General features: G+C 66.8%; 21 protein-coding genes. 9 read left to right on the top strand and 12 right to left on the bottom strand.

Annotated elements, in window-relative coordinates; all coding sequences use genetic code 11:
• Nucleotides 1-10 precede the first annotated feature (10 nt).
• The 5 genes from FBZ90_RS17865 to FBZ90_RS17885 form a co-directional block, all read right to left on the bottom strand.
• Entirely contained in the window at nt 11-1,360 is a 1,350-nt protein-coding gene (locus FBZ90_RS17865; RefSeq protein WP_145734189.1) for a sigma-54-dependent transcriptional regulator, read from the bottom strand.
• Nucleotides 1,344-3,185 (bottom strand): sensor histidine kinase, encoded by a 1,842-nt coding sequence (locus FBZ90_RS17870; protein WP_145734191.1) that lies wholly within the window; start codon nt 3,183-3,185, stop codon nt 1,344-1,346. Before FBZ90_RS17870 ends, FBZ90_RS17865 begins: the two co-directional genes overlap by 17 nt.
• A complete protein-coding gene (locus tag FBZ90_RS17875; RefSeq protein ID WP_145734193.1) occupies nt 3,148-3,939 on the bottom strand; it encodes an ABC transporter ATP-binding protein in 792 nt (263 codons plus the stop codon). The genes FBZ90_RS17870 and FBZ90_RS17875 overlap by 38 nt, the downstream gene beginning before the upstream one ends.
• 3 nt (nt 3,940-3,942) lie before the next feature.
• Nucleotides 3,943-4,764 carry an ABC transporter permease gene (locus FBZ90_RS17880; protein ID WP_145734195.1) on the bottom strand — a complete coding sequence of 274 codons (822 nt, stop codon included), beginning with the start codon at nt 4,762-4,764 and terminating at the stop codon, nt 3,943-3,945.
• Nucleotides 4,765-4,844: 80 nt separating this feature from the next.
• On the bottom strand, nt 4,845-5,828 hold the full coding sequence (locus FBZ90_RS17885) for an ABC transporter substrate-binding protein (RefSeq protein ID WP_145734197.1): 984 nt from the start codon (nt 5,826-5,828) through the stop codon (nt 4,845-4,847).
• A gap of 323 nt (nt 5,829-6,151) precedes the next feature.
• Between FBZ90_RS17885 and FBZ90_RS17890 the strand changes: the two genes are divergently transcribed.
• The 5 genes from FBZ90_RS17890 to FBZ90_RS17910 all read left to right on the top strand — a co-directional run bounded on the left by FBZ90_RS17890 (nt 6,152) and on the right by FBZ90_RS17910 (nt 10,256).
• Nucleotides 6,152-6,529: a hypothetical protein gene (locus FBZ90_RS17890; protein ID WP_145734199.1), complete on the top strand. Its 378-nt coding sequence runs from the start codon at nt 6,152-6,154 to the stop codon at nt 6,527-6,529.
• 80 nt (nt 6,530-6,609) lie between these two features.
• On the top strand, nt 6,610-8,715 hold the full coding sequence (locus FBZ90_RS17895) for a S9 family peptidase (RefSeq protein ID WP_145734201.1): 2,106 nt from the start codon (nt 6,610-6,612) through the stop codon (nt 8,713-8,715).
• Between the two features lie 138 nt (nt 8,716-8,853).
• Nucleotides 8,854-9,306 (top strand): NlpC/P60 family protein, encoded by a 453-nt coding sequence (locus FBZ90_RS17900; RefSeq protein ID WP_145734203.1) that lies wholly within the window; start codon nt 8,854-8,856, stop codon nt 9,304-9,306.
• Nucleotides 9,303-9,764 carry a hypothetical protein gene (locus FBZ90_RS17905; protein WP_145734205.1) on the top strand — a complete coding sequence of 154 codons (462 nt, stop codon included), beginning with the start codon at nt 9,303-9,305 and terminating at the stop codon, nt 9,762-9,764. The genes FBZ90_RS17900 and FBZ90_RS17905 overlap by 4 nt, the downstream gene beginning before the upstream one ends.
• A gap of 21 nt (nt 9,765-9,785) precedes the next feature.
• Nucleotides 9,786-10,256, top strand: coding sequence for a hypothetical protein (locus FBZ90_RS17910; RefSeq protein ID WP_145734207.1), 471 nt, complete (start codon nt 9,786-9,788; stop codon nt 10,254-10,256).
• Between the two features lie 4 nt (nt 10,257-10,260).
• Here FBZ90_RS17910 and FBZ90_RS17915 read toward each other — a convergent pair whose 3' ends face one another.
• The gene (locus FBZ90_RS17915) at nt 10,261-11,526 is read right to left on the bottom strand and encodes an MFS transporter (protein ID WP_338121733.1); all 1,266 of its coding nucleotides are present in this window, start codon (nt 11,524-11,526) and stop codon (nt 10,261-10,263) included.
• 134 nt (nt 11,527-11,660) lie between these two features.
• Between FBZ90_RS17915 and FBZ90_RS17920 the strand changes: the two genes are divergently transcribed.
• Nucleotides 11,661-12,488, top strand: a complete 828-nt coding sequence (locus tag FBZ90_RS17920; RefSeq protein ID WP_145734211.1) for an AraC family transcriptional regulator — start codon at nt 11,661-11,663, stop codon at nt 12,486-12,488.
• A gap of 3 nt (nt 12,489-12,491) precedes the next feature.
• Here the strand turns inward: FBZ90_RS17920 and FBZ90_RS17925 are convergent, their stop codons facing one another.
• The 3 genes from FBZ90_RS17925 to FBZ90_RS17935 all read right to left on the bottom strand — a co-directional run bounded on the left by FBZ90_RS17925 (nt 12,492) and on the right by FBZ90_RS17935 (nt 17,074).
• The gene (locus tag FBZ90_RS17925; RefSeq protein WP_145734213.1) at nt 12,492-13,268 is read right to left on the bottom strand and encodes a cyclase family protein; all 777 of its coding nucleotides are present in this window, start codon (nt 13,266-13,268) and stop codon (nt 12,492-12,494) included.
• Nucleotides 13,269-13,441: 173 nt separating this feature from the next.
• A complete protein-coding gene (locus tag FBZ90_RS17930) occupies nt 13,442-14,722 on the bottom strand; it encodes an MFS transporter (protein WP_145734215.1) in 1,281 nt (426 codons plus the stop codon).
• A gap of 9 nt (nt 14,723-14,731) precedes the next feature.
• Nucleotides 14,732-17,074 (bottom strand): TonB-dependent receptor, encoded by a 2,343-nt coding sequence (locus FBZ90_RS17935; protein ID WP_186455881.1) that lies wholly within the window; start codon nt 17,072-17,074, stop codon nt 14,732-14,734.
• Between the two features lie 415 nt (nt 17,075-17,489).
• Between FBZ90_RS17935 and FBZ90_RS17940 the strand changes: the two genes are divergently transcribed.
• Both FBZ90_RS17940 and FBZ90_RS17945 read left to right on the top strand, forming a co-directional pair.
• Entirely contained in the window at nt 17,490-18,530 is a 1,041-nt protein-coding gene (locus FBZ90_RS17940) for an LLM class flavin-dependent oxidoreductase (RefSeq protein ID WP_211102136.1), read from the top strand.
• Between the two features lie 101 nt (nt 18,531-18,631).
• Nucleotides 18,632-19,276: a TetR/AcrR family transcriptional regulator gene (locus tag FBZ90_RS17945; RefSeq protein WP_145734221.1), complete on the top strand. Its 645-nt coding sequence runs from the start codon at nt 18,632-18,634 to the stop codon at nt 19,274-19,276.
• On the opposite strand, the gene FBZ90_RS17950 is transcribed toward FBZ90_RS17945, so the two are convergent.
• Genes FBZ90_RS17950 through FBZ90_RS17960 form a run of 3 tightly spaced genes read right to left on the bottom strand, consistent with a single transcriptional unit; the run spans nt 19,251 to nt 22,238 of the window.
• Nucleotides 19,251-20,114: a carboxylesterase family protein gene (locus tag FBZ90_RS17950; protein ID WP_246130483.1), complete on the bottom strand. Its 864-nt coding sequence runs from the start codon at nt 20,112-20,114 to the stop codon at nt 19,251-19,253. The two genes, FBZ90_RS17945 and FBZ90_RS17950, sit on opposite strands and share 26 nt — an antisense overlap.
• 22 nt (nt 20,115-20,136) lie before the next feature.
• A complete protein-coding gene (gene eutC, locus FBZ90_RS17955) occupies nt 20,137-20,922 on the bottom strand; it encodes an ethanolamine ammonia-lyase subunit EutC (protein ID WP_145734225.1) in 786 nt (261 codons plus the stop codon).
• On the bottom strand, nt 20,922-22,238 hold the full coding sequence (locus tag FBZ90_RS17960) for an ethanolamine ammonia-lyase subunit EutB (protein ID WP_246130484.1): 1,317 nt from the start codon (nt 22,236-22,238) through the stop codon (nt 20,922-20,924). Before FBZ90_RS17960 ends, eutC begins: the two co-directional genes overlap by 1 nt.
• A 276-nt stretch (nt 22,239-22,514) precedes the next feature.
• On the opposite strand from FBZ90_RS17960, the gene FBZ90_RS17965 reads away from it, so the two are divergent.
• Nucleotides 22,515-23,909 carry a hypothetical protein gene (locus FBZ90_RS17965; RefSeq protein ID WP_145734227.1) on the top strand — a complete coding sequence of 465 codons (1,395 nt, stop codon included), beginning with the start codon at nt 22,515-22,517 and terminating at the stop codon, nt 23,907-23,909.
• Nucleotides 23,910-23,914: the final 5 nt, after the last annotated feature.

Genomic DNA, 23,914 nt, shown 5'->3' on the forward strand with positions numbered 1-23,914 from the left:
GTTCCCCCATTCATTCCGCGCCGCCAATGTTCAGGCGTTTCATCTTGTCGTACAGCGTCTTGCGCGGCACGCCCAGCGTTTCCGCGGCGCGCGTCACCTGGCCGCCGCTGGCGCGCAACGCCTCGGTGATCAAATGGCGCTCCACCCCATCCAGGATGTCGGCCAGGGGGGCGTTTGCGGTCGTTCCCCCCTCCGCGCCCGATATCTCATCCTCGGTCAGACCGAGCGCATGGCGGTCGGCGGCGTTGCGCAGCTCGCGCACATTGCCCGGCCAGTCTTTCAGCATCAGGGCGCGCAGCAGGGCCGCCGGCGGCTCGGCATAGGGCCGGCGGAACCGGGCCGCCGCTTGCAGGGCGAAATGCTGGAACAGTAGGGGGATGTCCTCCCGCCGCTCACGCAAGGGGGGCAGGGTGAGGCTGACGACGTTCAGCCGGTAATAAAGGTCGGCGCGGAACCGGCCGGCATTGGCCAGATCCAGCAGGTTCTCCTTGGTGGCCGCCACCACGCGCAGGTCCACCGCCACCCGGTCGTTGCCGCCCAGCCGTTCCAGCGCCCGGTCCTGCAGCACCCGCAGCAGCTTGACCTGCAGGGCCGGCGGCATGCTCTCGATCTCATCCAGGAACAGGGTGCCGCGATGGGCGTATTCGATCTTGCCCACCCGGCGCTTGGCGGCCCCGGTGAAGGCGCCGGCCTCATGCCCGAACATCTCGCTTTCGAACATGCTTTCCGGAATGGCGCCGCAGTTAATGGCGACGAAGGGATAGGCGGCCCGGGGGCCGCCCTCGTGCAGAGCGCGGGCCACCTGTTCCTTGCCCGTGCCCGTCTCCCCCAGCACCAGCACGTCCACGTCCGTGCCCGCCAGGTCGGTCACCAGGCGGCGGACCCGCGCCAGGGCGGGGCTTTGCCCCAGCAGATTGCTTTCCACCGCCGCGTTCCGCTCCAGCGCCTCGCGCAGACGCCGGTTCTCCCGCACCAGGGCGCGCTTTTCCAGGGCGCGGCGGATCACCTCCACGAAATGCTCGGTGACGAAGGGCTTTTCAATGAAGTCATAGGCGCCGTCCTGCATGGCCCGCACGGCCATGGAGATGTCGCCCTGGCCGGTCACCAGCACCACCGGCAGTTCCGCATCCAGCGCCCGCGCCCGGGACAGCAGGTCCAGCCCGCTCATCCCCGGCAGGCGCACGTCGGTCACCAGGATGCCGGGCGTGTCCACCGACAGGTCGGCCAGCGCCGCCTCCGCCGTCGGGTAGGTCGTCACGGCCAAACCCGCCAGTTCCAGCGTCTGGCGCACGGTCAGGCGGATGATCTCCTCGTCATCCACGAACAGGACAACGGGAGTGATATCAGGCGGTTGGCTCATCACGCTCAGCTATGATCAAAGGCAGGGTCAGCAGGAAGACGGCGCCGGCGCCTTCACCGGGACGGGCCTCCCCATCGCGGGCCTCCAACTGGCCCCCATATTCCTGGGTGATGGCCAGGGAGATGGCAAGGCCCAGCCCCAAGCCCTGGCCGCCCGGCTTGGTGGTGACGAAGGGATCGAACAGGCGATCGCGCACGGCCGGGGCCAAACCGGGGCCGTTGTCCGCCACCGCCACCCGCACGGCGGGGCGGTGGTCCAGCAAGACCGGTTCGGCGGTGATGGCGATGCGGGGCTCGGCAACCCCGGCCGTCGCATCCTCCGCGTTGCGGACCAGGTTGACCAGCACCTGCTGCAGCCGCACGGGATCGAAGGCCACGGTCACCTCCGGCACGTCCACCGTGACCTGCACCCGCGCCTCCTTCAGGCGGCGATCCAGCAGGGCCAGCGCCTCCTGCACCGCGCCGGGCAGGGGGACGGGTTGGGCCGGCCCCTCGCTGCGGCGGGAGAAGTTGCGCAATTGGCTGGAGATTTTGGCCATGCGGTCGACCAGGCCGGCGATGTGGACCAGGTTCTGGCTGACCTCCGCCTGACGGCCCTGCTCCAGCAGCAGGCGGGCGTTGTCGGCCAGGGCGCGCAGGGCCGTCAGCGGCTGGTTCAGCTCATGTGTCACGCCGGCTGCCACCTGGCCGATCATGGCCAGCTTGGCCGCCTGCACCAGTTCGGCCTGGGCATCGCGCAGGTCGACCGTCCGCGCCTCCACCTGGCGTTCCAGGTCCTGATAGGCGCGGTCCAACGTGTCCTTGGCTAGGCGCTGTTCACGCAGGCGCTTCACCCGCTGGCGTACATACAGTCCGGAGGCCAGCAGCAGAAGGAGCAGCAGCGCCACCCCGATGCGTGCCGTGGTCGCCGCCTGCTCCACCGGGTGGGCGTCCGCCGCCAACGCGATGGTCCAGCCATATCGGCCCAGGTCCCGTTCCACCAGCAAGGCCGGATGAACCTGAAGGGACCGAGGCAGGACCAGGGGCGGATGCTCCAGCCCCACATACTCCCGGGTATCTTCCAGGTATTTCAGCGTCCCGGCATCCAAGGGGCGGCGGGCATGGAATTTCCATTCCGGCTTGGATGACAGGAAGACGACCCCGAAGCGGTCCGCCACCAGCACCGCGTCGTGAGAGACGCGCCAGCCATCCTCCAGCGCGTCCAGCACGATCTTGACGGCCAGCACACCCACACGCCGGCCCTCGCGTTCCACCGGCGCGGCGATGAAATAGCCGGGCAGCCGGGTCACCGTGCCCACGCCGTAGAAACGGCCCAGGCCCTTGTCCCGCGCGTCCTTGAAATAAGGCCGGTATGAGAAATCGACGCCGACATAGCTGTCCGGCCTGTTCCAGTTGCTGGACGCCACCGTGCGGCCCGCGGCATCCATCAGGTAGAGGACGGCGGAGCCGGCGCTGGCGTTCACCGCCTCCAGATACCGGTTCACCCGATCGACGTCGGCCGCGTCGGCCTGTCCGGCACCGGCCGCCGCCAGCGCCGCCACCGCCGGGTCGCGGGCGGCGACGGAAGGCAGGTAGTCGAAGCGCTCCACCGCGCTGTCCAGGTTGTTGGCGTAGATCTCCAACCGGTGGCGGGCGTCGGCGGCCACCGCCTCCACCGCCCGCCGCTCGGCATGGCCCACCGCCAGCACCCACAGCCCCACGGCCCCCACCGCCGCCAGCAGCAGTGCCGCGATGCCGCCAGGTCGAATGGACAGTCGGGCCAGGGGAAGGGACCGCGCCAAGGCGGGATCAGTCGGTGGTGAGGCCGGCGCGTTCCGCCGCCTCATGCCGCTGCTGCTCCTCCGACACCAGGCGCGACAGGTCGCGCTTCAGGGCGTTGAACTCAGGCGACGCGGCGTCGCGCGGACGCGGCATCTCCACCCGGATGTCGCGCTTCACGGTGCCGGGGCGGTAGGTCAGGACGACGATGCGGTCGGCCAGGTAGATGGCCTCCTCGATCGAGTGGGTGACGAAGACGATAGTCTTGCCCAGGCGCGCCCAGATCTTCAGCAGCTCATCCTGCAGGGACCGGCGGGTCAGGGCGTCCAGCGCTCCGAACGGCTCATCCATCAGCAGGACGGGGCTGTCCAGCGCCAGGACGCGGGCGATGGCCACGCGCTGGCGCATGCCGCCGGACAGATCCTTGGGGAAGCGTTCGCCAAATTCCGAGAGGCCCAGCATGTCCAGCAGCTCGCGCACCCGGGCGTCGGCCGCGTCCTTGGCCATGCCCTTGACCTCCAGCCCGAAGCGGACGTTCTTGGCCACCGTCATCCACGGGAACAGGGCGTATTCCTGGAACACCATGCCCCGGTCGGGCCCAGGGTTCACCACCGGGCGCCCGCCTACGGTGATGCTACCTTCCGAGGGGTGGGAGAAACCGGCGATGGCGTTCAGCAGGGTGGACTTGCCGCAACCGGACGGGCCCAACAGGCAGACGAACTCCCCCGCCGCGATGTCCAGGTTGATGTCCTTCAGCGCCACCACCTCATTCCCCGGGACGGCGAAGCGCTTATAGACGTGGTTGATCAGGATGTCGGACATGGTTCAGTGCTCCAGCCCGCGATGCCAGCGCAGCAGGTGGTTGTTGATGCGGGTGACGCCGCTGTCGATGGCCAGGCCCAGCAGGCCGATGGTCAGCATGCCGGCGATGATCTTGTCGGACCAAAAGTACTCCCGCGCCTCGAGGATGCGGAAGCCCAGGCCGTTGTTGACGGCGATCATCTCCGACACGATCACGACGATGAAGGCGGTGCCGATGCCGATGCGCACGCCCGACAGGATGTAGGGCGTGGCCGCCGGCAGCATGACCCGGCGGAAGATGGTGAGGGGCCCGGCCCCCAGGTTGCGGGCGGCGCGCAGATAGATGCCGTCCACCTGGCGCACCCCGGCGATGGTGTTCACCAGCACGGGAAAGAAAGCGCCCAGCGAGATCAGGAAGATGGCCGGCGGGTTGCCCAGGCCGAACCACAGGATGGACAGGGGGATATAGGCGATGGGTGGGATGGGCCGCAGCACCTCCACCAGCGGGTTCAGCCAGCGGAAGGCGGCCCGGCTGGCGCCCATGGCCAGGCCCAGGGGCAGGGCCAGCACGGCCCCCACCAGGAAACCCATGACGACGCGATACAGGCTGCCGATGGCGTCGGTGATCAGTTCGCCCGAAAATATCCAGGCGATATAGCTGCTGTTGGCGGGATCGAACGGCTCGGCCGGGGCCAGGTAGGCGCACCAGCGCACCGCCACCGCCACGGGCGAGGGCAGGATCTTCGCATTGACCAAGCCGGAACTGGACGCCGCCTGCCAAATCGCAAGCAGCACGAGCGGCACGACGGCCCCCTGCAGGGCCGCCAACCAAGTGTTACGCCGCATTCGGGTACTCCCCATGAAAGCGCGAAAGAAGCGGATCGAAAAAGGGCCCGCCGCTTTCAGGAACGGCGGGCCCTGGAGCCTTACTGGATACCCAATTCCTTCTTGGCGTCGGCCAGCAGGTCCAGCTTCACGTAATCGGTGGCGGTCGGCACCTTGGCCATCTTGGACACGCCATACTTCGCCATGGTCTCGGCCGTGATCTGGATCTGGGCCGGGTCGATGTCATAGCTGTACTGGGCGTTGCCCATGGCGCTGTTGAAGTCGGCCTCGGTCAACTGCTTCTTGAACAGCGTCTCGCGCACATACTTGGACGCCACCTCCGGCTTGTCGATGAAGGTCTTGGTGGCCTTCACGAAGCAGCGCATGAACTTCTCGGCCACGGCCTTGTGCTTGTCGTGGAACTCCTCCGACATCACCAGGGTGCGCACGGGGCTGCCGATGGCGGTGTCGTAGGGCTTCATCACCTCGACGCCAAAGCCGCCGTTCACGGCCTGCGAGCCCTGCGGCTCCGTCTGCATGATGGCGTCCAACTGCTTCAGCATCAGGGCCTGGTTCAGGTCCGGATAGTTCAGGTAGACGATCTGCACGTCCTTGCCCGGCTGGTCGGACCAGGTGAGGTTGTTCTGCGCCAGCTCGGCGGCCAGCAGCACCTCCTGGATGCCGCCCCGGGTGACGCCCACCTTCTTGCCCTTCAGGTCGGCGACCTTGGTCACCTTGGCGTCGGGCGCCGCCACCAGGCGGGCGCCGCCCTTGGCGAAACCGGCGACGATGTAGATGGGGGCGCCGGCGGCGCGGCCGGAGATGGCGGCCTCGGACGCGGTGGCGCCCACGTCCAGCTCACCGGCCACCATGGCCTGCATGATATCGGGGCCCTTGGCGAAAATCCGCTCCTCCACCTTGATGCCGCAGTCGGTCAGCATCTGCGTGTAGGACACGGCGCCGAAGTGGGCCAGCTTCAGGTTACCCAGGCGCACCACATCCTCGGCGGCGGCCGGCATGGCCAGGACGGCGGATAGGGCGCTGGCGCCGAATAGGGCGGAAACGAAAGTCTTCTTGGACTTCATCTTAGGTGCCTCCCGGGCTTTTGGATCGAAGGCCGCCGATCATTGCCGGCGTTCCTGGGTACGCGTACGCTTGGTGGCGACCAGCATAGCAGAAGGCGTGCCAGTCAACCTGTCATGACATCGAAAACGCGCCAACCCCAGCGTACCTGCGGGTTCGTAGCATGGCCACCCGATGACGGGAGGGGGCGTCCAGCGGCCGATCCGGCGGTTTTCCCGGCAGAGACGGGTGCGGTCTGTAACCTTTTCCGCCGTTGTTGTGGGTGGTGCTGTCCCCGCCGATGGTTCAGGATCGTCTCACTCATCACGGGAGGAAACCGACGCCCATGCCGGGGAGCATCTTGTTCCGAGCTATGCTGGCCGGCACGGCGCTGCAGGTGGCCATGGTGGTGGCCGGCCACTACGTGCCGGTGATCGCCGATTTCTTCGCCGTGGGGGGCATGACCATCTCCGCCCTTGCCGGCTTCCTCTACGGCCGTACCCGGACCGGGCTGTCCATCGCTGTCATGGGCGGCGCGTTGGTGGGCGGCGCCTGCGCCCTCATAGGCATTCTGGTGTCGTGGCGGCTGGGCGACGTGCCCGCCGCCATCCTGGCGCTGGGGACGGCGCTGTCCGTCTTCACGGGGGCGCTGGGTGGCCTGGCCGGCTGGTTGTTTCGGGACGGGTACCGGGGCAGGTGGTGGCACGACGCCGCTGGGCGGTAGGCTTGGGAAGCGTTTTGGGTTATGACGGCCGCCAAGCGGCCGCAAAGGCCGATGGGGTTCCTGCCTTTCTGGAGAGCTTGATGGACCGATCCGTTTCCGCCCTGGGCCTGGCCCGGCGCGTCACTTTCTGCGCGCCGCTGGCGTTGACGCTGGCCCTGGCCGCCACGCCGGCCGACGCGCAGGCAGCCAAGCACGGCCTGACGCCAATGGAACTGGCGACGATGGACCGCGCCAGCGACGCGCACGTTTCGCCCGATGGCCGCCTGCTGGCCTTCGATGTCCGCACCGTCGACTACGCCAACAACAAGGCCACCCACTCCCTGTGGGTGAAAGAGATCGATGGCAAGGGCGACGGCCACCGCCTGGCCATTTCCGATGGCGGCGCCAGCACCCCGCGCTGGTCGGCCGATGGCAAGAGCCTCTACTTCATGTCCGGCCGGTCCGGCAGCCAGCAGGTGTGGAAGACGGATGCGGCTGGCACCCAGGTCACCCAGGTGACCGCCCTGCCGCTGGACGTGGGTAGCTTCAACCTGGCGCCGGACGGCACGCACATCGTCGTGTCCATGGCCGTGTTCCCCGGCACCGAGACGGGCGACAAGCCGGCCAAGCCGGCGGACATCGCCAAGTCCACCGGCGTGGTGTTCGACAAGGTCTTCGTCCGCCATTGGGACGAGTGGGCCGACGGCACCCGCAACCACCTGTTCGCCCTGGCGCTGAACGGCGAGGGTGTGGCCGCCGGCGCGCCCGTGCCCTTGATGAAGGGCTTCGACGGCGATGCGCCGGGCAAGCCCTTCGGCGACGACAGCGAGATCACCATCAGCCCAGACGGCAAGACGGTGGTCTTCACCGCCCGCCTGGCCGGCCGCACGGAACCGTGGAGCACCAACCTGGACCTGTGGCAGGTGCCCATGGACGGCAGCGCCGCCCCGGCCAACCTGACGGCCGGCAACGCTGCCATGGACACCGGCCCCGTGTTCAGTCCCGACGGGTCCAAGCTGGCCTGGCGCGCCATGAAGCGTCCGACCTTCGAGGCCGACCGCTTCGGCATCATGGTCCGCGACCTGAAGAGCGGTGAGACGCGCGAAATCGACCCCAACTGGGACCGTTCGGCCGACACGCTGGCCTGGACCGCCGATGGCCTGACCCTGCTGACCACGGCCTACGACGTGGGCCAGTCCAAGCTGTTCTCCGTCGATGTGAAGTCGGGTGCCGTGAAGGCGCTGACGGGTGAGGGCCATGTGACGGCCATCGACCTGGTGAAGGGCGGCGACAAGGGCGTGGTCTACATGGCCGACAGCCTGTCCGGTCCGTCGCAGGCCTACAAGGTGTCGCTGAAGGGCGGCAAGGCGGAGCAGCTGACCCATGTGGGCGCCGAGACGCTGGCCGCCGTCACGCTGGGCGCCTATGAACAGTTCAGCTTCCCCGGGTGGAACAACGAAGCGGTCCACGGCTATGTCGTGAAGCCGGCCAATTATCAGGAAGGCCACAAGTACCCGGTGGCCTTCATCATCCACGGTGGCCCCCAGGGCTCCTTCGGCAACGCCTGGAGCTTCCGCTGGAACCCGCAGGCGTATACGGGTGCCGGCTATGCCGTGGTCATGATCGACTTCCATGGCTCCACCGGCTATGGCCAGGCCTTCACCGACGCCATCAGCCAGCATTGGGGCGACCGCCCGCTGGAAGACCTGCAGAAGGGTTGGGCCGCGGCGCTGGCCAAGTACCCGTTCCTGAACGGCGACCGGGCCTGCGCGCTGGGCGCCAGCTACGGCGGCTTCATGATCAACTGGATCGCCGGCAACTGGAACGGCCCGTGGAAGTGCCTGGTCAACCATGACGGCGTCTTCGACAACCGCATGATGGGCTATTCCACCGAGGAACTGTGGTTCAGCGAATGGGAGAACGGCGGCAAGGTCTGGGAGAACCCGGCCGGGTACGAGCGCTTCAACCCGGCCAACCATGTCGACCAGTGGACCAAGCCGCAGCTGATCATCCACGGCGGCCGCGACTTCCGCATCCCCTTCGAGCAGGGCCTGGGCGCCTTCACCGCCCTGCAGCGCAAGGGCGTGCCCAGCAAGCTGGTCTACTTTGCCGACGAGAACCATTGGGTACTGAAGCCCCAGAACTCCGTCCAATGGCACCAGGAGGTGCTAGGCTGGCTGAACACCTGGACGGCCGAGGCCAAGTAAGGCCGGGCGTCAGCTGAGAGCGAGTGGAGAAGGGGCCGTCCATGGGGGGCGGCCCCTTTTTTTTGATCTCCGCCCCCTTGAAGACGGCGCCAGCGATACAACCATTGCTGCGTTGAATGAACCTCCACGTGACGCGCGATGGACCAGCAGCCACCACCCTCTGTTTCCGAACGTATAGCCACTGCTGCACTCAATCTTTGGAGCACGAAATCGGATGCGGCCTATGCCACTCCGCCTATTTCAGATAGTGCGTTTGACTGCTCATACTTCGTTTGGCTGGCCATCAAGACCGTCAATCCGCATTTCGTTCGGGAATCCTCAGCCGCAATCGCGGCGGATCGGCTACGTTTTGAGCCCGTGCTAGGACCACCTCAGGTAGGCGATATCGTTTATTTTCCAAAAGGTCAGGTTCCATACGAAGTGACCAAGAATGGTATCAGGCATGATTTCCCCGCCCATGTCGCCATCATGCTCTCGTCGTCTGAATTCGTAGGGATGCAGTCCAAAGGCGTTGGTCGGGTCAAGGTACCTGATACCTGGTGGTGGCCACGCAAGAAGGAGTTCTTTCGCTACAAGGGGCCTGCACAATGAAGCTGTTGGCTGCAACCGTCTTCGCAATGGGGATGATGCTGACCGCCGCTGTCCAAGCGGATGTTGCTCTGCCACCGATGGCCAACCCTCAAGGCTCGCCCGAAATGTTCGGGACCTGGACCGTGACCAAAGTGTTGTGCAGCCAGTGCAAGGGCCGGCAGCCGGCAGAGGTCGGTACGGAAATCATTCTTTCCGGCACCGCGTTTACCGATCCCTTCTCAACGACTTGCGCCTCAGACGTGGCCTATCCGAACCGGGCCCTATCCAGTCCAGAGGCGGTAAAACTATTCAAACTACCTAAGGGTGCCCAAAAGCTGCTTCCCGCCGGCGGCACTGTCATAGACACGCGTCTGAACTGCGGCGGCGGCCCCTACGCCCGCGTGCTTTTCCTGGGGGATGACAAGGCAATCTATCTCTTCGAGAGCGTCGACTTTCTGATTGAGCGCAAAGCGCACTGACGACAAGCAGGGTCGATACCAATGAGATTGCTACTTGCCGTTGCTCTTATCTTCACTGCTTCAGCGTCGAACGCCACTGCCGATGAGGGTGTTCATGTCAAGCCGATGGGAAATACTCAAGGTAAGCCCGAGATGTTCGGGACATGGACGGTCACCAAGGTCCTCTGCAGGGACTGCGCAGGTCGGCGACCGGAAGAGGTGGGGACGAAATTCACCTTCGCCCCGACATCGTTCACGGACCCCTTCTCAATCACCTGCACGAATGCCTCTTATCCCAACCGGGCCATTCCTGGCGATCAGGTCATGAAACTCTTTGGCACCAACTTGCCCAAGAGCGCCAAGAACCTCATTCCTCAGAAGGGGTCAGTCATTGATGCGCGGCTTGCCTGTGACAAAGGTCCCGTTGGCCGGGTTTTGTTCCTGGGTGACGGTAAGGCCATTTATCTCTATGAGGGCGAGGACTATTTCTTAGAGCGCGGCAAGACGCCGTGATTCCTCACCCCGCCTGGCGCGCCCGCTTCATCGCCCCCTCGATATCCGGCAGGAACACCGTCAGGATGCCCAGGGCCGGCAGGTAGGCGCAGATTTTGTAGACGGTGGTGATGCTGGTCAGGTCCGCCAGCCAGCCCAGGGCCGCCGCGGCCACGCCCGCCACCCCGAAGGCCAGGCCGAAGAACAGGCCGGCAACGGTGCCGACCTTGCCCGGCATCAGTTCCTGGGCATAGACGACGATGGCCGGGAAGGCCGAGGCCAGGCACACGCCGATGACACCGCTCAGCACGCTGGTCCAGAACAGGTTGGCGTAGGGCAGGACCAGGGTGAAGGGCAGTACGCCCAGGATGGACCACCAGATGACATGCTTGCGCCCGAAGCGGTCGCCGATGGGTCCGCCGGCGATGGTGCCCACGGCGGCGGCGCCCAGGAAGATGAACAGGTGCAACTGCGCCGCCTTCACCGACAGGCCGAAGGTCTGCATGAGATAAAAGGTGAAGTAGCTGGTGATGCTGGCCAGGTAGACATACTTGGAAAAGATCAGGACCAGCAGGATGGCGAAGGCCAGGCCCACCTGGCGCGGGGTGAGGCCGGTCAGATCCTCCTTCGCCGCCTTGGCGGCCTTGGGCTTGGCGTTGCGCTTGTACCACAGGCCGATCCTGGCAAGGACGATCATGCCCAGGAAGGCGGCGCATGAGAACCAGGCGATGCTGCCCCGCCCCTGGGGCACGATGATGAAGGCCGCCAGCAGCGGCCCCAGGGCGGAACCGGCATTGCCCCCCACCTGGAACAGCGACTGGGCCAAGCCATGCCGCCCGCCCGAGGCCATGCGGGCCACGCGGGATGATTCCGGATGGAAGACGGATGACCCCGTGCCTACCAGGGCCGCCGCCGCCAGCACCAGGGGGAAGCTGGGCGCCGTGGCCAACAGCACCAGGCCCACCAAAGTGAACCCCATGCCGATGGATAGAGAATAAGGTTTGGGCTTGGCGTCGGTGTAGAGGCCGATCAAGGGCTGCAGCAGCGAGGCGGTGATCTGGTAGACCAAGGTCACCAAGCCCACCTGGCTGAAACTGAGATCGAAGCTGCCCTTCAGGATGGGATAGATCGCCGGCAGCATGGACTGCATCATGTCGTTCAGTAGGTGGCAGAAGCTGATGGCCCCCAGCACCGTGAACACCGTGCCCCCGACCTTGGCGCCGGGTGCCGGGCCAACATCCAAGCCCGACCCAGCGGGCGCGGTTTCAATGACACCTTGTGCTTGGTTCACCACTCGTCCCCCCTTTTTCACGGCACCCGCCGCCCAAATGGCTTGCAATTCAGCGGGCGGTGGACAAGCTACCCCGGCAAGGGTCGGCCCGCTTACGGGGGCAGGCCAATTTCTTATCACAGTGGGCCAACACCATGGTGCGGAACGTCTGGTCCCAGACGCTGGAGAACTTGCCCGATCCGATTTTCGCGGTGGGCAACGATTATCCCCAGGGCCTCATCCTGCCGCCGCATCGGCACAACCGCTGTCAATTGCTGTACGGCATACGCGGGGTCATGACCGTGGCCACCGCGCAGGGAACCTGGATGGTGCCGCCGGAGCGGGCGGTGTGGATACCCGCCGGCGTGGTGCATGAGGTTGAGATGGTCGCCGGCCCGGGCGCCATGCGCAGCCTGTACATCGCCCCCGCCGTTCTGCCCCCGGCGCGGGAGGAGGGCGCGCTGGATCCCCGGGCGGAACGGTGCCAGGTGGTCGGCATCTCCCCCCTGGTCCATGCGCTGCTGGTCGAGGCGGCGGAGTTGCCCGCCGAAGTTCCCGAGGGAAGCCGGGGCAGCCTGATCATGGCGCTGTTGCTGCACGAGCTGCCGTCGCTGCCCGTGCTGCCCCTGTCCATGCCCCTGCCCACCGAGGCGCGGCTGGCCGCCCGCTGCCACGCCTTCGTGGCCGATCCCGACCCACATGCCACCATAGACGGCTGGGCCCATGAACTGGGCATGAGCCGCCGGGCCTTCACCCGGCATTTCCGCCGCGAGACCGGGCTCAGCTTCGCGGCGTGGCGCCAACAGGCCTGCCTGTTCGCGGCGCTGCCCCGGCTGGCGGCGGGGGAGGCGGTGACGACGGTGGCGCTGGACTTAGGCTATGACAACCCCGCCGCCTTCACCAGCATGTTCAAGCGCCTGCTGGGCGTGCCGCCCAGCCGTTACCTGCGCCCGGACATCGTGCCTGCCCCCTCCTGGACGTGATCCTCACGCGTCGATGATGGCGACCGCCCGGGTCCAACCGGCCGAGGCCCCTTTGATCTTGGCCGGGAAGCAGCTGACGGTGAAGCCGTTGGGGGGCAGCGCCTCCAGGTTATAAAGCTTTTCCAGGTGGCAATAGCCGATGTCGCGGCCAGCCTTGTGCCCTTCCCAGATCAGGCCGACGTCCTTGGTCTCGGCGAACTTCTTGGCGGTGTGGGAAAAGGGGGCGTCCCAGCTCCACGCGTCGGTGCCGGTGACGCGCACCCCACGTTCCGTCAGGTACAGCGTCGCCTCCCGCCCCATGCCGCAGCCGGCGCCCAGGAAATCGCCATGACCATAGCGGGAGCCGGCTCGGGTGTTCACCAGCACGATGTCCAAGGGCCGCAGGGTGTGGCCGATGCGGGCCAACTCGGCCTCGACCTCGGCGGCGCTGACGACGTGGCCATCGGGCAGGTGGCGGAAGTCCAGCTTGACCCCGGGGTTGAAGCACCATTCCAGCGGCACCTCATCGATGGTGATGGCCCGCTCCCCCTGGTTCATGGTGGACGCGTAGTGCCAGGGCGCATCCAGGTGGGTGCCATTGTGGGTGGAAAGGCGCACCGTTTCGGCCGCCGCGAATTCCGCATCCGGCATATCGTTGGGGTTCAGCTCGGGAAAGAACATCGTCAATTCGCCCAGCGTGTCCTTATGCGTTTGGTACTCGATATGCGGACGCATGAAGGGCGGATCGGCCACCACGTCGTTGTCGAGGGTGACGGAGATGTCGATGAAGGTGCGCGCCATGCTGCCGGTTCCTGTCTATGCCCCACGGGGCCGATGCGAACGACGGGACCGCCCAGGTTTCCCCGGGTGCGCAATAGCCTTGTTTCCTCCCGTCTTGGGGCCATTAGACCGGGGCGCGGGGGTGAAAGAAAAATCGATAAAACCCATGCGACGCCATCGACAGGGCGGATAGATCACGCCCCCTCCGCCACCCGCACGCGGGGGATCAAGGTCCGTACCAGCAGGAAGGCCAGGCCGTACGCGACGGCGCAATAGATGAATAGCGGGTGATAGCCGCCGTGGGCCGAGAGCCAGGTGGTGGCCTGCAGGATCAGCACCCCGCCCAGATTGCCGCAGAAGGCGCCCACGCCTATGGCCGTGCCCACCATACGAACGGGAAAGGCGTCGGCCGCCAGCGCAAAGACATTGGTGGAAAAGCCCTGGTGCGCCGCCAGCACCAGCCCGACCAGCAGGACCGCCGGCCAGGGGCTGTCGGCCAACAGGGCCAAGGGCAAGGGCAGCACCAGCAGGGCCGAGGCCGCCATGGGGATCCAACGCGCCCGGCTGGGCGACACCCCCGCCGCCAGCAGCCGCGCCGGCACGATGCCGCCCAGCAACGCGCCCACCGTGGCCAGGGCGTAGACGGTGGCCACCGGCGCCCCGATGTGACGCATGTCGAGGTCGAAGCGCTGGTGAAAGAAGTCCGGCATCCACAGCAGCATGAACCACCAGACGGGGTCGGTCAGGAACTTGGCCCCCGCCACGGCCCAGCAATGCCGGTCGCTCAGCAGGCGGCGCCACGGCCACGCCGGCTGATCCTCCACCGGGGCCGCCACAACCTGGACCCGGGGGCGGGAGGGCAGCAGGAACCACGCGGCCAGCCAAACGAAACCGGCGGCGCCGGTGATGAGGAAGGTGAGGTGCCACCCCCATTCCAGCGCCAGCCAAGGCAGGATCAGCGGGGTCAGCACCGCGCCCACGTTGGGGGCGGCGTTCATCAGGCCGATGGCGATGGACCGGCGGTCGGCGGGAAACCAGCCTGCCACCGCCTTGGCCGCCGCCGGCGTATTGGCGGCCTCCGCCACGCCCAGGGCCAAGCGACAGGCCAGGAACTGTCCCGTGGTCCGCGCGCCGGCGTGGGCCATGGCGGCCAGGCTCCACACCGCCACCGCCAAGGGATAGCCCCAGCGCAGGCCCACCTTGTCGATGAACCAGCCGGCCCCCACCAGGGCCAGCATGCCGGCCGCCTGGAAGGCGGTCATGACCAGGCCGTAATCCTCCTGCGTCCAGCCCAGATCGGCGTCGATCATGGGCTTCAGCAGCGCCATGCTTTGCCGGTCGGCGTAATTCAGGGCCGTGGCGGTGAAGACGCAGGCCAGCACCAGCCACGGCGCCCAGCCCAAAGGCCGGCGGGCCGCCAGGGCCGGGGGAGTTGCGGCGCTGGCGGCCGGGCCGGTGTCGGTCTGCGTCGTCATGCCCATGCCTCAGAACTTTGTCCGGATGCCCAGGCCCAGGATGCGCTGGGCATCACGCGGCACACCCAGGCGGACATAGGTGGTGGAGGGCACGGCCACGCCGTTGACCACGCTGGTGGCGCTGTCCGGCACCTTGGAGGCCGCATAGAACTGGTTCAGCAGGTTCTGAGCGTAGAGACGGACGACGAAGCGATCCTCGGGGGCGGCGAAGTCCACACCCAGGTTCCAGATCCCATAGGCCTTCTGGATGGTGGCAGGGGCCTCGCCGATGTCCATCTGCTGGTCCGACCGCCAGGAGTAGCTGGTGTCGATGGTGACGCCGACCGGCACGCTGTCCGGCAGGGGCAGCTTGTAGGCCGCGTCCGCCGTCAGCTTCCATTTGGGTGCATAGGGCAGCACCTTGCCATTGGGGTAATAGCAGGTGGCCGGCGCGCCGGTGGGGCAGGCGAACTGCACGATGGTGGCATCGGTGTAGGCGGCCCCCCCGTTCAGGGTCAGGCCCGGCAGGGGTCGCGTCAGGAAGTCCAATTCCACGCCCTGGGTGCGCACCGTGCCGGCGTTGACCAGGGTGCTGACGACGGCGCCGTTGATGTTGGTGAAGCTGTTGGTCTGGAAGCCGTCGATGTCGTCCCGGAACAGAGCCAGGCTGGCCACCACCTTGTTGTCCAGGGCGGAGGTCTTCAGCCCCACCTCATAGGCGTTGGAGGTTTCCGGCGACAGGCGGCCGGTGTTGTTGGCCGCCATGTTGAAGAAGATGTTGTAGGCCGGTCCCTTGTAGCCCTGGGAATAGGTGAAATAGGCCATGGTGTTGGGGCCCAGGTCGTACTGCACCCCCGCCTTGGCCGACGCGTCGTTGCGGCTGTAGTTGTTGGCGCTGGCGAAGCTGGCGCCGATGCCGGCGAAACCGGTGGCCGTGGCCACGCGCTGGAAGGTGTAGTCCAGTTCGTCATGCGTCAACCGGCCACCGAAGGTCAGGCGGAAATCATCGGTGATATGATAGGTGCCCTGGCCGAACAGCGCCTCGTTGTTGGTGGTCACGCTGTCCACCGCCGTGCCGGAGGCGCGGGCGTAGGTGGAACTGCCCGACGCGCAGGGGATGTTGCCGTTGGCCAGCGCCGCCAGGGTGGAGGCGGTGCAGGTGACGTCCGACCGGGTGAAGCGTTCCTTGGTGTCGGTGTGGAAGAAGAAGAACCCGCCGACGTAATCGAACCGGCCGCCGAGGTCGGACGCGTAGCGCAGTTCCTGCGAATACTGGTTCAGGTCGACATAGCCGTGGTCGGCCAGGCTGGTGCTGCCGCCCGGGACGGAAGACCCGACATAGGCCGGATAGCTGGCCGTGAAGTCACCGTCGCGCGTCTCCACATTGTGCCAGCCGCGCCAGGCGGAAATGGAGGTGACAGTGCCCGCCGGCAAGGACCAGTCCACCTGGACGGAGGCGCCGAAGTTGCGATCCTTGGTGCGCGGATCGACGTCGTTGTTGATGTCCTTGTTGGTCGCCGATGGATAGACGGGGGCCAGGGCCGGTATCAGGCCGCGCACGTTGGCGGCGCTGTTGGAAATGATCTGGATGGATTCGGCGCAGCAATTGTCATCGGCCTCGGCATAGTCGCCGATGAAGGTGACCTTGACCGCGTCGGTGGGCGTCCACTGCAGCTTGGCGCGGGCCCCCTTGTGGTCATAACCGTTGATGTCATGGCCATTATGGACGTTGCGGGCGTTGCCGTCGGCGTGGCCGTAAAAGGCGGCCAACTGCGCCACCAGGTCGCTGCTGATGGGGGCGGAAATGGAACTGCGCAGCCGCACCTCACCATTGTCGGCGCCCGAAGCTTCGGCATAGCCGCCGAAGCTGTGCTGGGGCTCCGCCGTCACGATGTTGATGACGCCAGCCGAGGCGTTCTTGCCGAACAGCGTGCCCTGGGGGCCGCGCAGCACCTCGACCCGGTCGATGTCCAGCAGGTCGGTCACCGCCATGCCGGAGCGGGCATAAACCACGCCGTCCACCACGGTGGACACGCTGGGCTCGGCGCCCGAGCTGAACGACAGGGTGCCGATGCCGCGGATGTTGAGTGCGGAATTCTTGTTGGTGGTGCCCTTGCGGAAGGTCACGCCGGGAACGAGGTTGGGCAAGGATTCGGACGTGCTGACGCCGGCACGGGCCAGCGCGTCGCCGGTAACGACGGACAGGGCGACAGGGACGGAGGTCAGGTTTTCACCGCGCTTCTGCGCCGTCACGATGATCTCGGTCAGGGTGTCGGCATCGGCGGGGGTGGACTGCGGCGCCTCGGCGGCATGGACGCCGGCACCGGCCAGCGACAGCGCCAGGGCGACACCGCCCAGCAGACGAACTGACAAACAACCTTTACCCGTCGATCCGACAACGGTGTTGGCAACGGCCTGCATCCCTTGAACCCCCTTCTGGGTTTAATTCACATTGAAAGATGTGTTTATTTAAGATTTTTCACGGACATATTCGGCACGCAAATTAACGCGGTCAACGAACTTCATCACCAATTTGGACAATTGGCGTATGCGTGGCGAACATTCCCCACAAAAAATCAGTTGAAACATAGGTCGACGGCGTGGACAGTGGGCGCGCCTGGACAGGGGCCCGACCACCCTGGTCAGCACCAACGATTTCGCTTCATGTTCAGGGACTTAACAATTCCGTTCCCGGACATGCCCGCCAGATGGAAAGGCCTGAGCCCCCATGTCGAACACCACATCCCCGTCCTCCCAGACGTCGTTATCGGCCGCTCCCCGTTGTGAGGTGAGCTGGTTTTCCGCCCTCTGCGACGACGACTACGAATTCCTGGGTGTGCGCGATCCGGCCCTGCTGTCCAGTTTCGAGCACTGTCGGAATATCGTGCTGACGGCGGAGAAGGGGGGATACGATAACATCCTTTTGCCGTCTGGCTACAGCCTGGGCATCGACACCACCGCCTTCGCCGCCGCCATGGCGCCACTGCTGCGCCGGCTGAAACTGCTGGTGGCCATCCGCTGTGGGGAAATGTGGCCACCGCAATTGGCGCGCCAGTTGGCCACGCTGGACCAGATGCTGCAGGGCCGGCTGAGCATCAACATCATCTCCAGCGACATGCCCGGCGAAACCCTGTCCAGCGTCGCCCGCTATACCCGCACGACCGAACTGATGGCGCTGTTGCGCAGCCTGCTGAACGGCGAGGCGGTGGACTTCAAGGGTGAGTTCTACAACGTCGCGGTCGAGCCGCCGCGCGTGCGGCCCGTCAGCGGCCGGGCGCCGCTGTTCTATTTCGGCGGCCTGTCGGAAGACGCGCGGGAGGCGGCGGCCAAGGGGGCCGACGTGTACCTGATGTGGCCCGACCGCCTGAGCGAGGTGAAGGCCATCGTCGATGACCTGTCCGCCCGCGCCACCCGCCACGGCCGCACGCTGCGCTTCGGCTATCGCGTCCATGTCGTGGTGCGCGAAACCGAAGCGGAGGCCCGCGCCGCCGCCGACCGCCTGCTATCCCGCCTGGACGCGGCGGAGGGGGAGCGTATTCGCAAGCAGTCGCTGGACAGCGCCTCCTTGGGCGTCAGCCGCCAGGCCGGCCTGCGCGAGGCGGCGGACAATGATGGCTATGTCGAGGAGAACCTGTGGACTGGCATCGGCCGCGCCCGGTCCGGCTGCGGTGCCGCCATCGTCGGCGATCCCGACCAGGTGCTGGCCAAGCTGCGGGCCTACCAGGCGGCGGGCATCGAGGCCTTCGTCCTGTCGGGCTACCCGCATGCGCGGGAATGCGACCTGTTCGCCCGTTACGTCCTGCCCCACCTGAACCACGGCCCCCTCTGAAATCTTCCCGGAGGGTGAGGTAAGGGAACATCTGTTCCCTTACCCCCGCCGCCCCCGCCGGTATACAACCGGCCTGCGCGGGAGTGGGGGAATGGGCAGCCATGGCTGTGGAAGAGTACAGGCAGCGGGTGAAATCGGAAAAGCGGACGGCCGCCCTGGCCGCCGCCGGCAAGGCCTTCCTGTCCCAGGGCTATGACCGGACCACCCTGGCCCAGGTGGCCAAGGAGGCCGGCATCTCCACCGGCACCCTGTTCAAGCACTTCCCGACTAAGGCCGCCCTGTTCGAAGGCATCATGGAGCAGCTGTGGGAGGCGGACCCGGAACTGCAACGCCCCTTGCCGCCGCCGGGCAACCCGGCCGGGGGCCTGACCGCCATCGGCCATGATTACGCCGGCAAGCTGCGCCAGCCCCATACCGGCCCCTTGTTCCGCGTCATCATCGCGGAGGCGCCGCGCTTCCCCGAATTGGGCCAAGCCCTGTTCCAGCGGGGCAAAGCGCCCTATCTGGACCGCCTGCATGCCTATCTGCGCTCGGAAATCGCGGCCGGCACCATGGCCATCCATGACGTTCCCCTGGCCGCGCGCCAGTTCCTGGGCATGATCAACGACCTGATCTTCTGGCCCACCTTCCTGGCCGCCGACCAGGGGGTGAGCGACGCGGAGGTGGGGCGGGTGATCGATGAGGCGGTGCTGACCCTGCTGGCACGGTATGGCCGCGGCATCACGGGCGGGGCACAGCGACCCTGAGCTGCTGGGCGAACAGCCACTCCCGCCAGCCAGGCGCCAGGATCATGTCCGGCGGCAAGCGGTGCTCCATACCCTGGTATCGGATGAAGACGGGGGCGCCACCGGCAGCGGCCACCGCCTCGGCCCAGGCATGGTCGGGGGCGTAAGGGTTTTCCATATCGGCGTCACCATGCACCTGCAGGGTAGGCACGGCGGCCACCCCGGCAGCTTGCGTCCGGTCCGGCGGCACGGCGGAGAAGACGACCGCCGCGGCGAAGCGGCCGGGCTTGGCCACCAACGCATCCAGCGCCGCCGAGGCCCCCATGGAGAAGCCCACGACATAAATCCGCGTCGTGTCCACCGGCAGGCGCCCCACCAGATCGTCCACCAGGGCCAAGACGGCGGGCAGGGAAGCACCAGGGTGGGATGCCAAAAGGCCATCCACCCCCGGCGCGTAGTCGGCGCTGCGCGTGTCCACCTGCGGTACCACCACATAGGCCGGAAAGCGCTGCCGCACGTCGGGCAGCGCCCAAGCCTTGGCGAAGCCAGTCATCTGCGCGGCGTTGTCCTGGCCGATGCTGCCGGAGCCGTGCAGGACCACCACCAGGGGCAGCTTGGCCAAAGTCGGCTGCGCCGCCACCGTCGCCGGTGCCAACAGACGATAAGGCACCGTGCGGCCGTCTGGAGCCGTGTAGGTCTTGGCGACAAAGTCGTCGCTCAGCGGCGCCTTGATGACGTCGTCCATTGCCTTAAGATCTGATGGGAACGGGGCATAGGGCAGGGTACGCTCGTCCACGCGCCCGGTCTGTGCCCAAGCGCCCGAAACCAGCGCCATCATCGACACCGCCACCCATCCCATCCGCAGCACGGCCACCTCTTCTTCAGTCCGCCAGCAACATGGGCGCGCGGCCGTCGACCAGCAAGTGGTCGCTCTCATCCTTCAGCGCGACGCCCGTCACCTGCCGGCGCAGCGCCTGCCGCAACAGCCAAGCCAGCTTGAAGGCCGCCAGGTCGTGGGACAGGCCGCCATCCCGAATGTTGGACAGGCAATTGCGCTCCGCATCCAGGCGCCCGGGGGCGGGGTTCAGGGTCAGGTAGACGCCCAGGCTGTCGGGGGCGGACAGGCCCGGCCGCTCCCCGATCAGCATGGCCACGGCACGGGCGCCCAGCGCCTGTCCCACCGCGTCGCCCAGGGCAACCCGCGCCTGCGACGCCACCACCACCGGCGCCAGGCGCCAGCCCTCCCGCCGGACCCAGGGCAGGAAGGCGGCCAGCAGGGGCAGGGCCTGGCGATGCACGGCGGTGGCCGACAGCCCGTCGGCGATGACGATGGCCAAGTCAGGGGTGGCGGCGGGTACGGTCGCCAGCCTATCGCGGCTGGCCGCATCCAGCAGGCGGCCCAGGTCCGGACGGTTGAGATAGGTGGCGCGGTCTGGCGCGGCGCTGTGCACCGCCACTGGCGCCAGATCCAGGGCCGCCAGTTGCTCCACCAGCCCCGCGGCGTCGAAGGGCGTGTGCACGGCATCCCGCGCCTGGGCATGAGCCAGAGCGAAGCGCAGCACCTCCGCCGTCGGCAGGCTATCGCCCGCGCGACCCAGGGCGATGCGCGCGGGGGTGGCACCAGCCAAGTGCGCCCAGGCGTCGGGCGTGACCGTCGGCCGGTCCATCAGCGCCATCCCCGCAGCAGGGGCTGGCTGGGCGACTGGGGCAGGGGGCGGCCGTCCGCGCCGGCGATGCCCATGGCTGACAGCCAGGCCTCGAACTCCGGCGCCCGCTTGAGCCCAAGCAGGCGCCGGACATAGAGGGCGTCATGGAAGGAGGTCGACTGGTAATTCAGCATGACGTCATCGGCCCCCGGCACGCCCATGATGTAGGACACCCCCGCGGTGGCCAGCAGGGTCAGCAGCGTGTCCATGTCATCCTGGTCGGCCTCGGCATGGTTGGTGTAACAGACGTCGCAGCCCAGCGGCAGGCCCAGCAGCTTGCCGCAGAAATGGTCCTCCAGCCCGGCGCGGATGATCTGCTTGCCGTCATAAAGGTATTCCGGCCCGATGAACCCGACGACCGTGTTGACCAGCAGGGGCCGGAACTCCCGCGCCACGGCGTAGGCCCGTGCCTCCAGCGTCTGCTGGTCCACGCCATGGTGGGCGCCGGCGGAGAGGGCGCTGCCCTGGCCGGTCTCGAAATACATGACGTTGTCGCCCACCGTGCCGCGCTTCAGCGCCTGGGCGGCCTCCATCCCCTCGCGCAGCAGGGCCAGGCTGACGCCGAAGCCCTGGTTGGCCGCCTGGGTGCCCGCCACCGACTGGAACACCAGATCCAGCGGCACGCCCCGGTTCATCAGTTCGATGCTGGTGGTGACATGGGTCAGGATGCAGGCCTGCGTGGGGATGGCGAAGCGCTGGATGACGCCATCGATCAGGCGCGCCAGGTCGCCCAGCACCGACAGGCTGTCCGATACCGGGTTCAGGCCGATGACCGCGTCGCCGCAGCCATAGAGCAAGCCATCCAGGATGCTGGCCGCCACACCGCCTGGGTCATCCGCTGGATGGTTGGGCTGCAACCGCACAGCCAGGGTGCCGGGCAGGCCGATGGTGTTGCGGAACCGGGTTACGACACCGCACTTGCGCGCCGCCAGGATCAGGTCCTGGTTGCGCATGATCTTGGAAACTGCCGCCGCCATCTCCGGCATCAGGCCGGGAGCCAGGGCGGCCAGCGTCTCCGGCGTCGCCTGGTCGGACAGCAGGTGGTCACGGAACCCGCCCACCGTCAGGTGCGACACCGGGGCGAAGGCCGCCGCGTCGTGCCGGTCCAGGATCAGGCGGGTGACCTCATCCGCCTCATAAGGCACCAGCGCTTCGGTCAGGAAGGTCTTCAGCGGCAGGTCGGCCAGGCACATCTTGGCCGCCACGTTCTCCTCCGCGCTGGCGGCGGCGATACCGGCCAGCCGGTCGCCGGACCGGGGGGGCGTCGCCTTGGCCATCAGGTCCTTCAGATCGGCGAAGGTCCAGGTGCGGGGCCCCACGGTGATGCGGTACGGCGCGCGTCCAACCAAACCCGTCTCCCCCAAGCGACATCACCCACGACGTGATCATGACATCGAACATGGACGCCGAGAAGCGTCGAGCACCGCCTCGCGACTACTCGTTAAAGTTATATTAATGATGATTTTTTTCTCTATAAGTTGATAATGTCACGCATACACCCGCAAAGCCTGGCCCTGGTTCGCCGGCCCATCCACAAGTGACAGGGGGAAAGCATGCGTGTCCATTCTTCAACCGCCACCTTGGCCGTGCTGCTCGGCATCGGCTTGATGCCCACGGCCGCGATGGCGCAGATCGTTCCTGTTGATATTCCAGCCTCTTACGCCATCGGCACGCAGGGGGCCACCCTTCAAGGCTGGGTGACCAACAACAACCAGGACCAGCTGCGTCAGCACAGCTGGACCGTCTGGGCCGGTCTGAATGCGGCGTCGGGCACCACTTATGATGGCAAGGAACTGCCGGTTTGGGAAACCTGGCTGGGCACGGAAGAGGTGTTCGCCACACCGCAATCCAAGCTGACGGCGTCGGGCGGCGACAAAATGGCGGAACCGGCGCGGCATTTCAGGCGCCCTCATCAGTTCGCCCACCTGGCCCTGTTGCGCGGCAACGCCCTACCCAACGACCCAGCCAGCAGTACCCAAGTGGTCTCGTTCAATAAGTTCAGCCCCGCCGCGGCGAAATTCATCCGGTCACCGCAGTACATCGCGGGCCTGCAAGGGACCTATGAGGTCAACTCCCAAACCGCGTTGAACAAGATCAACGCGGCTTGGCCCAGCGGCACGCCCACCGAGAACCGCAGCATCAGCGAATTCCCGGTGGAGGCCCTGGAACTGAAGCCGGTGATGAGCGTGGTGAAGGCCTCGGGCCTGACGCCGATGCCGCTGTGGCAGGGACCGGCGCAATCGACCGATGCGAAGAACCCCACCCCGGAGACCTGGAAAGTCTGCGTCGCCATCGACCCGGCCGCCACGGGGGATGAGATCATCCCGGCCGGCAAGAAGCTGAGCAAGGAACAGATCGCCGCGTTGGATGCCTCGGCCAAGGCCGCCAAGCTGTCCTGCACCGTGCAGTACTACGCGCCGGTGACGGTGCTTTATAACTTCAAGCTGACTGAGGAAGAGGCGCAGTCCTTGAGCAAGGCCCAGCAGGTCAAGGCGGCCGCAGGCGACTATGGCGTGCTGGTGGCCATGCATGTCAACACGAAGGAAGTGCCGTTCTGGGCCTGGCAGACATTCTATTGGCAGCCGGGTGCCGATACGCCCAACAAGTACCCGGGCAGCAAGCAGGGGCAGCCCGCCAGCCTGCCCGCACCGTACCGCAACTACGCCATGTGCACCAACTACAGCCAGCAGGTGCCGGCCGTGGCCGCCAGCGGGCAGAAGCAGAAGATGGACGTGTGCTTCAACCCCTATCTTGAGACCGATCCGGGTATTCCCGATGGTATCCAGTCGAATTGCATCAGCTGTCATGCCTTGGCCGGCGTGGGCAAGGGGCCGACCTATCCCGCCAACTACAAGCAGCCCATCAACCTGTTCGCCGACAAGCAGTACTTCACCGACCAGGCCACCCGCGCCGACTTCTCCTGGGCCATCGCCGACGCGCCGAAGTAATCAGA

This window comes from Nitrospirillum pindoramense (assembly GCF_007827955.1).
Taxonomy (GTDB): domain Bacteria; phylum Pseudomonadota; class Alphaproteobacteria; order Azospirillales; family Azospirillaceae; genus Nitrospirillum; species Nitrospirillum amazonense_B.

What these genes read in the sequence shown, in the direction of transcription:
- FBZ90_RS17960 (WP_246130484.1), bottom strand. Translation starts at nt 22,238, where the DNA reads ATGGCCAAGGCGACGCCCCCCCGGTCCGGCGACCGGCTGGCCGGTATC.
- eutC (WP_145734225.1), bottom strand. Translation starts at nt 20,922, where the DNA reads ATGGACCGGCCGACGGTCACGCCCGACGCCTGGGCGCACTTGGCTGGT.
- FBZ90_RS17930 (WP_145734215.1), bottom strand. Translation starts at nt 14,722, where the DNA reads ATGACGACGCAGACCGACACCGGCCCGGCCGCCAGCGCCGCAACTCCC.
- FBZ90_RS17865 (WP_145734189.1), bottom strand. Translation starts at nt 1,360, where the DNA reads ATGAGCCAACCGCCTGATATCACTCCCGTTGTCCTGTTCGTGGATGAC.
- FBZ90_RS17920 (WP_145734211.1), top strand. Translation starts at nt 11,661, where the DNA reads ATGGTGCGGAACGTCTGGTCCCAGACGCTGGAGAACTTGCCCGATCCG.
- FBZ90_RS17950 (WP_246130483.1), bottom strand. Translation starts at nt 20,114, where the DNA reads ATGGGATGGGTGGCGGTGTCGATGATGGCGCTGGTTTCGGGCGCTTGG.
- FBZ90_RS17875 (WP_145734193.1), bottom strand. Translation starts at nt 3,939, where the DNA reads ATGTCCGACATCCTGATCAACCACGTCTATAAGCGCTTCGCCGTCCCG.
- FBZ90_RS17905 (WP_145734205.1), top strand. Translation starts at nt 9,303, where the DNA reads ATGAAGCTGTTGGCTGCAACCGTCTTCGCAATGGGGATGATGCTGACC.
- FBZ90_RS17965 (WP_145734227.1), top strand. Translation starts at nt 22,515, where the DNA reads ATGCGTGTCCATTCTTCAACCGCCACCTTGGCCGTGCTGCTCGGCATC.
- FBZ90_RS17910 (WP_145734207.1), top strand. Translation starts at nt 9,786, where the DNA reads ATGAGATTGCTACTTGCCGTTGCTCTTATCTTCACTGCTTCAGCGTCG.
- FBZ90_RS17880 (WP_145734195.1), bottom strand. Translation starts at nt 4,764, where the DNA reads ATGCGGCGTAACACTTGGTTGGCGGCCCTGCAGGGGGCCGTCGTGCCG.
- FBZ90_RS17895 (WP_145734201.1), top strand. Translation starts at nt 6,610, where the DNA reads ATGGACCGATCCGTTTCCGCCCTGGGCCTGGCCCGGCGCGTCACTTTC.
- FBZ90_RS17885 (WP_145734197.1), bottom strand. Translation starts at nt 5,828, where the DNA reads ATGAAGTCCAAGAAGACTTTCGTTTCCGCCCTATTCGGCGCCAGCGCC.
- FBZ90_RS17945 (WP_145734221.1), top strand. Translation starts at nt 18,632, where the DNA reads ATGGCTGTGGAAGAGTACAGGCAGCGGGTGAAATCGGAAAAGCGGACG.
- FBZ90_RS17870 (WP_145734191.1), bottom strand. Translation starts at nt 3,185, where the DNA reads ATGAGGCGGCGGAACGCGCCGGCCTCACCACCGACTGATCCCGCCTTG.
- FBZ90_RS17900 (WP_145734203.1), top strand. Translation starts at nt 8,854, where the DNA reads ATGGACCAGCAGCCACCACCCTCTGTTTCCGAACGTATAGCCACTGCT.
- FBZ90_RS17890 (WP_145734199.1), top strand. Translation starts at nt 6,152, where the DNA reads ATGCCGGGGAGCATCTTGTTCCGAGCTATGCTGGCCGGCACGGCGCTG.
- FBZ90_RS17925 (WP_145734213.1), bottom strand. Translation starts at nt 13,268, where the DNA reads ATGGCGCGCACCTTCATCGACATCTCCGTCACCCTCGACAACGACGTG.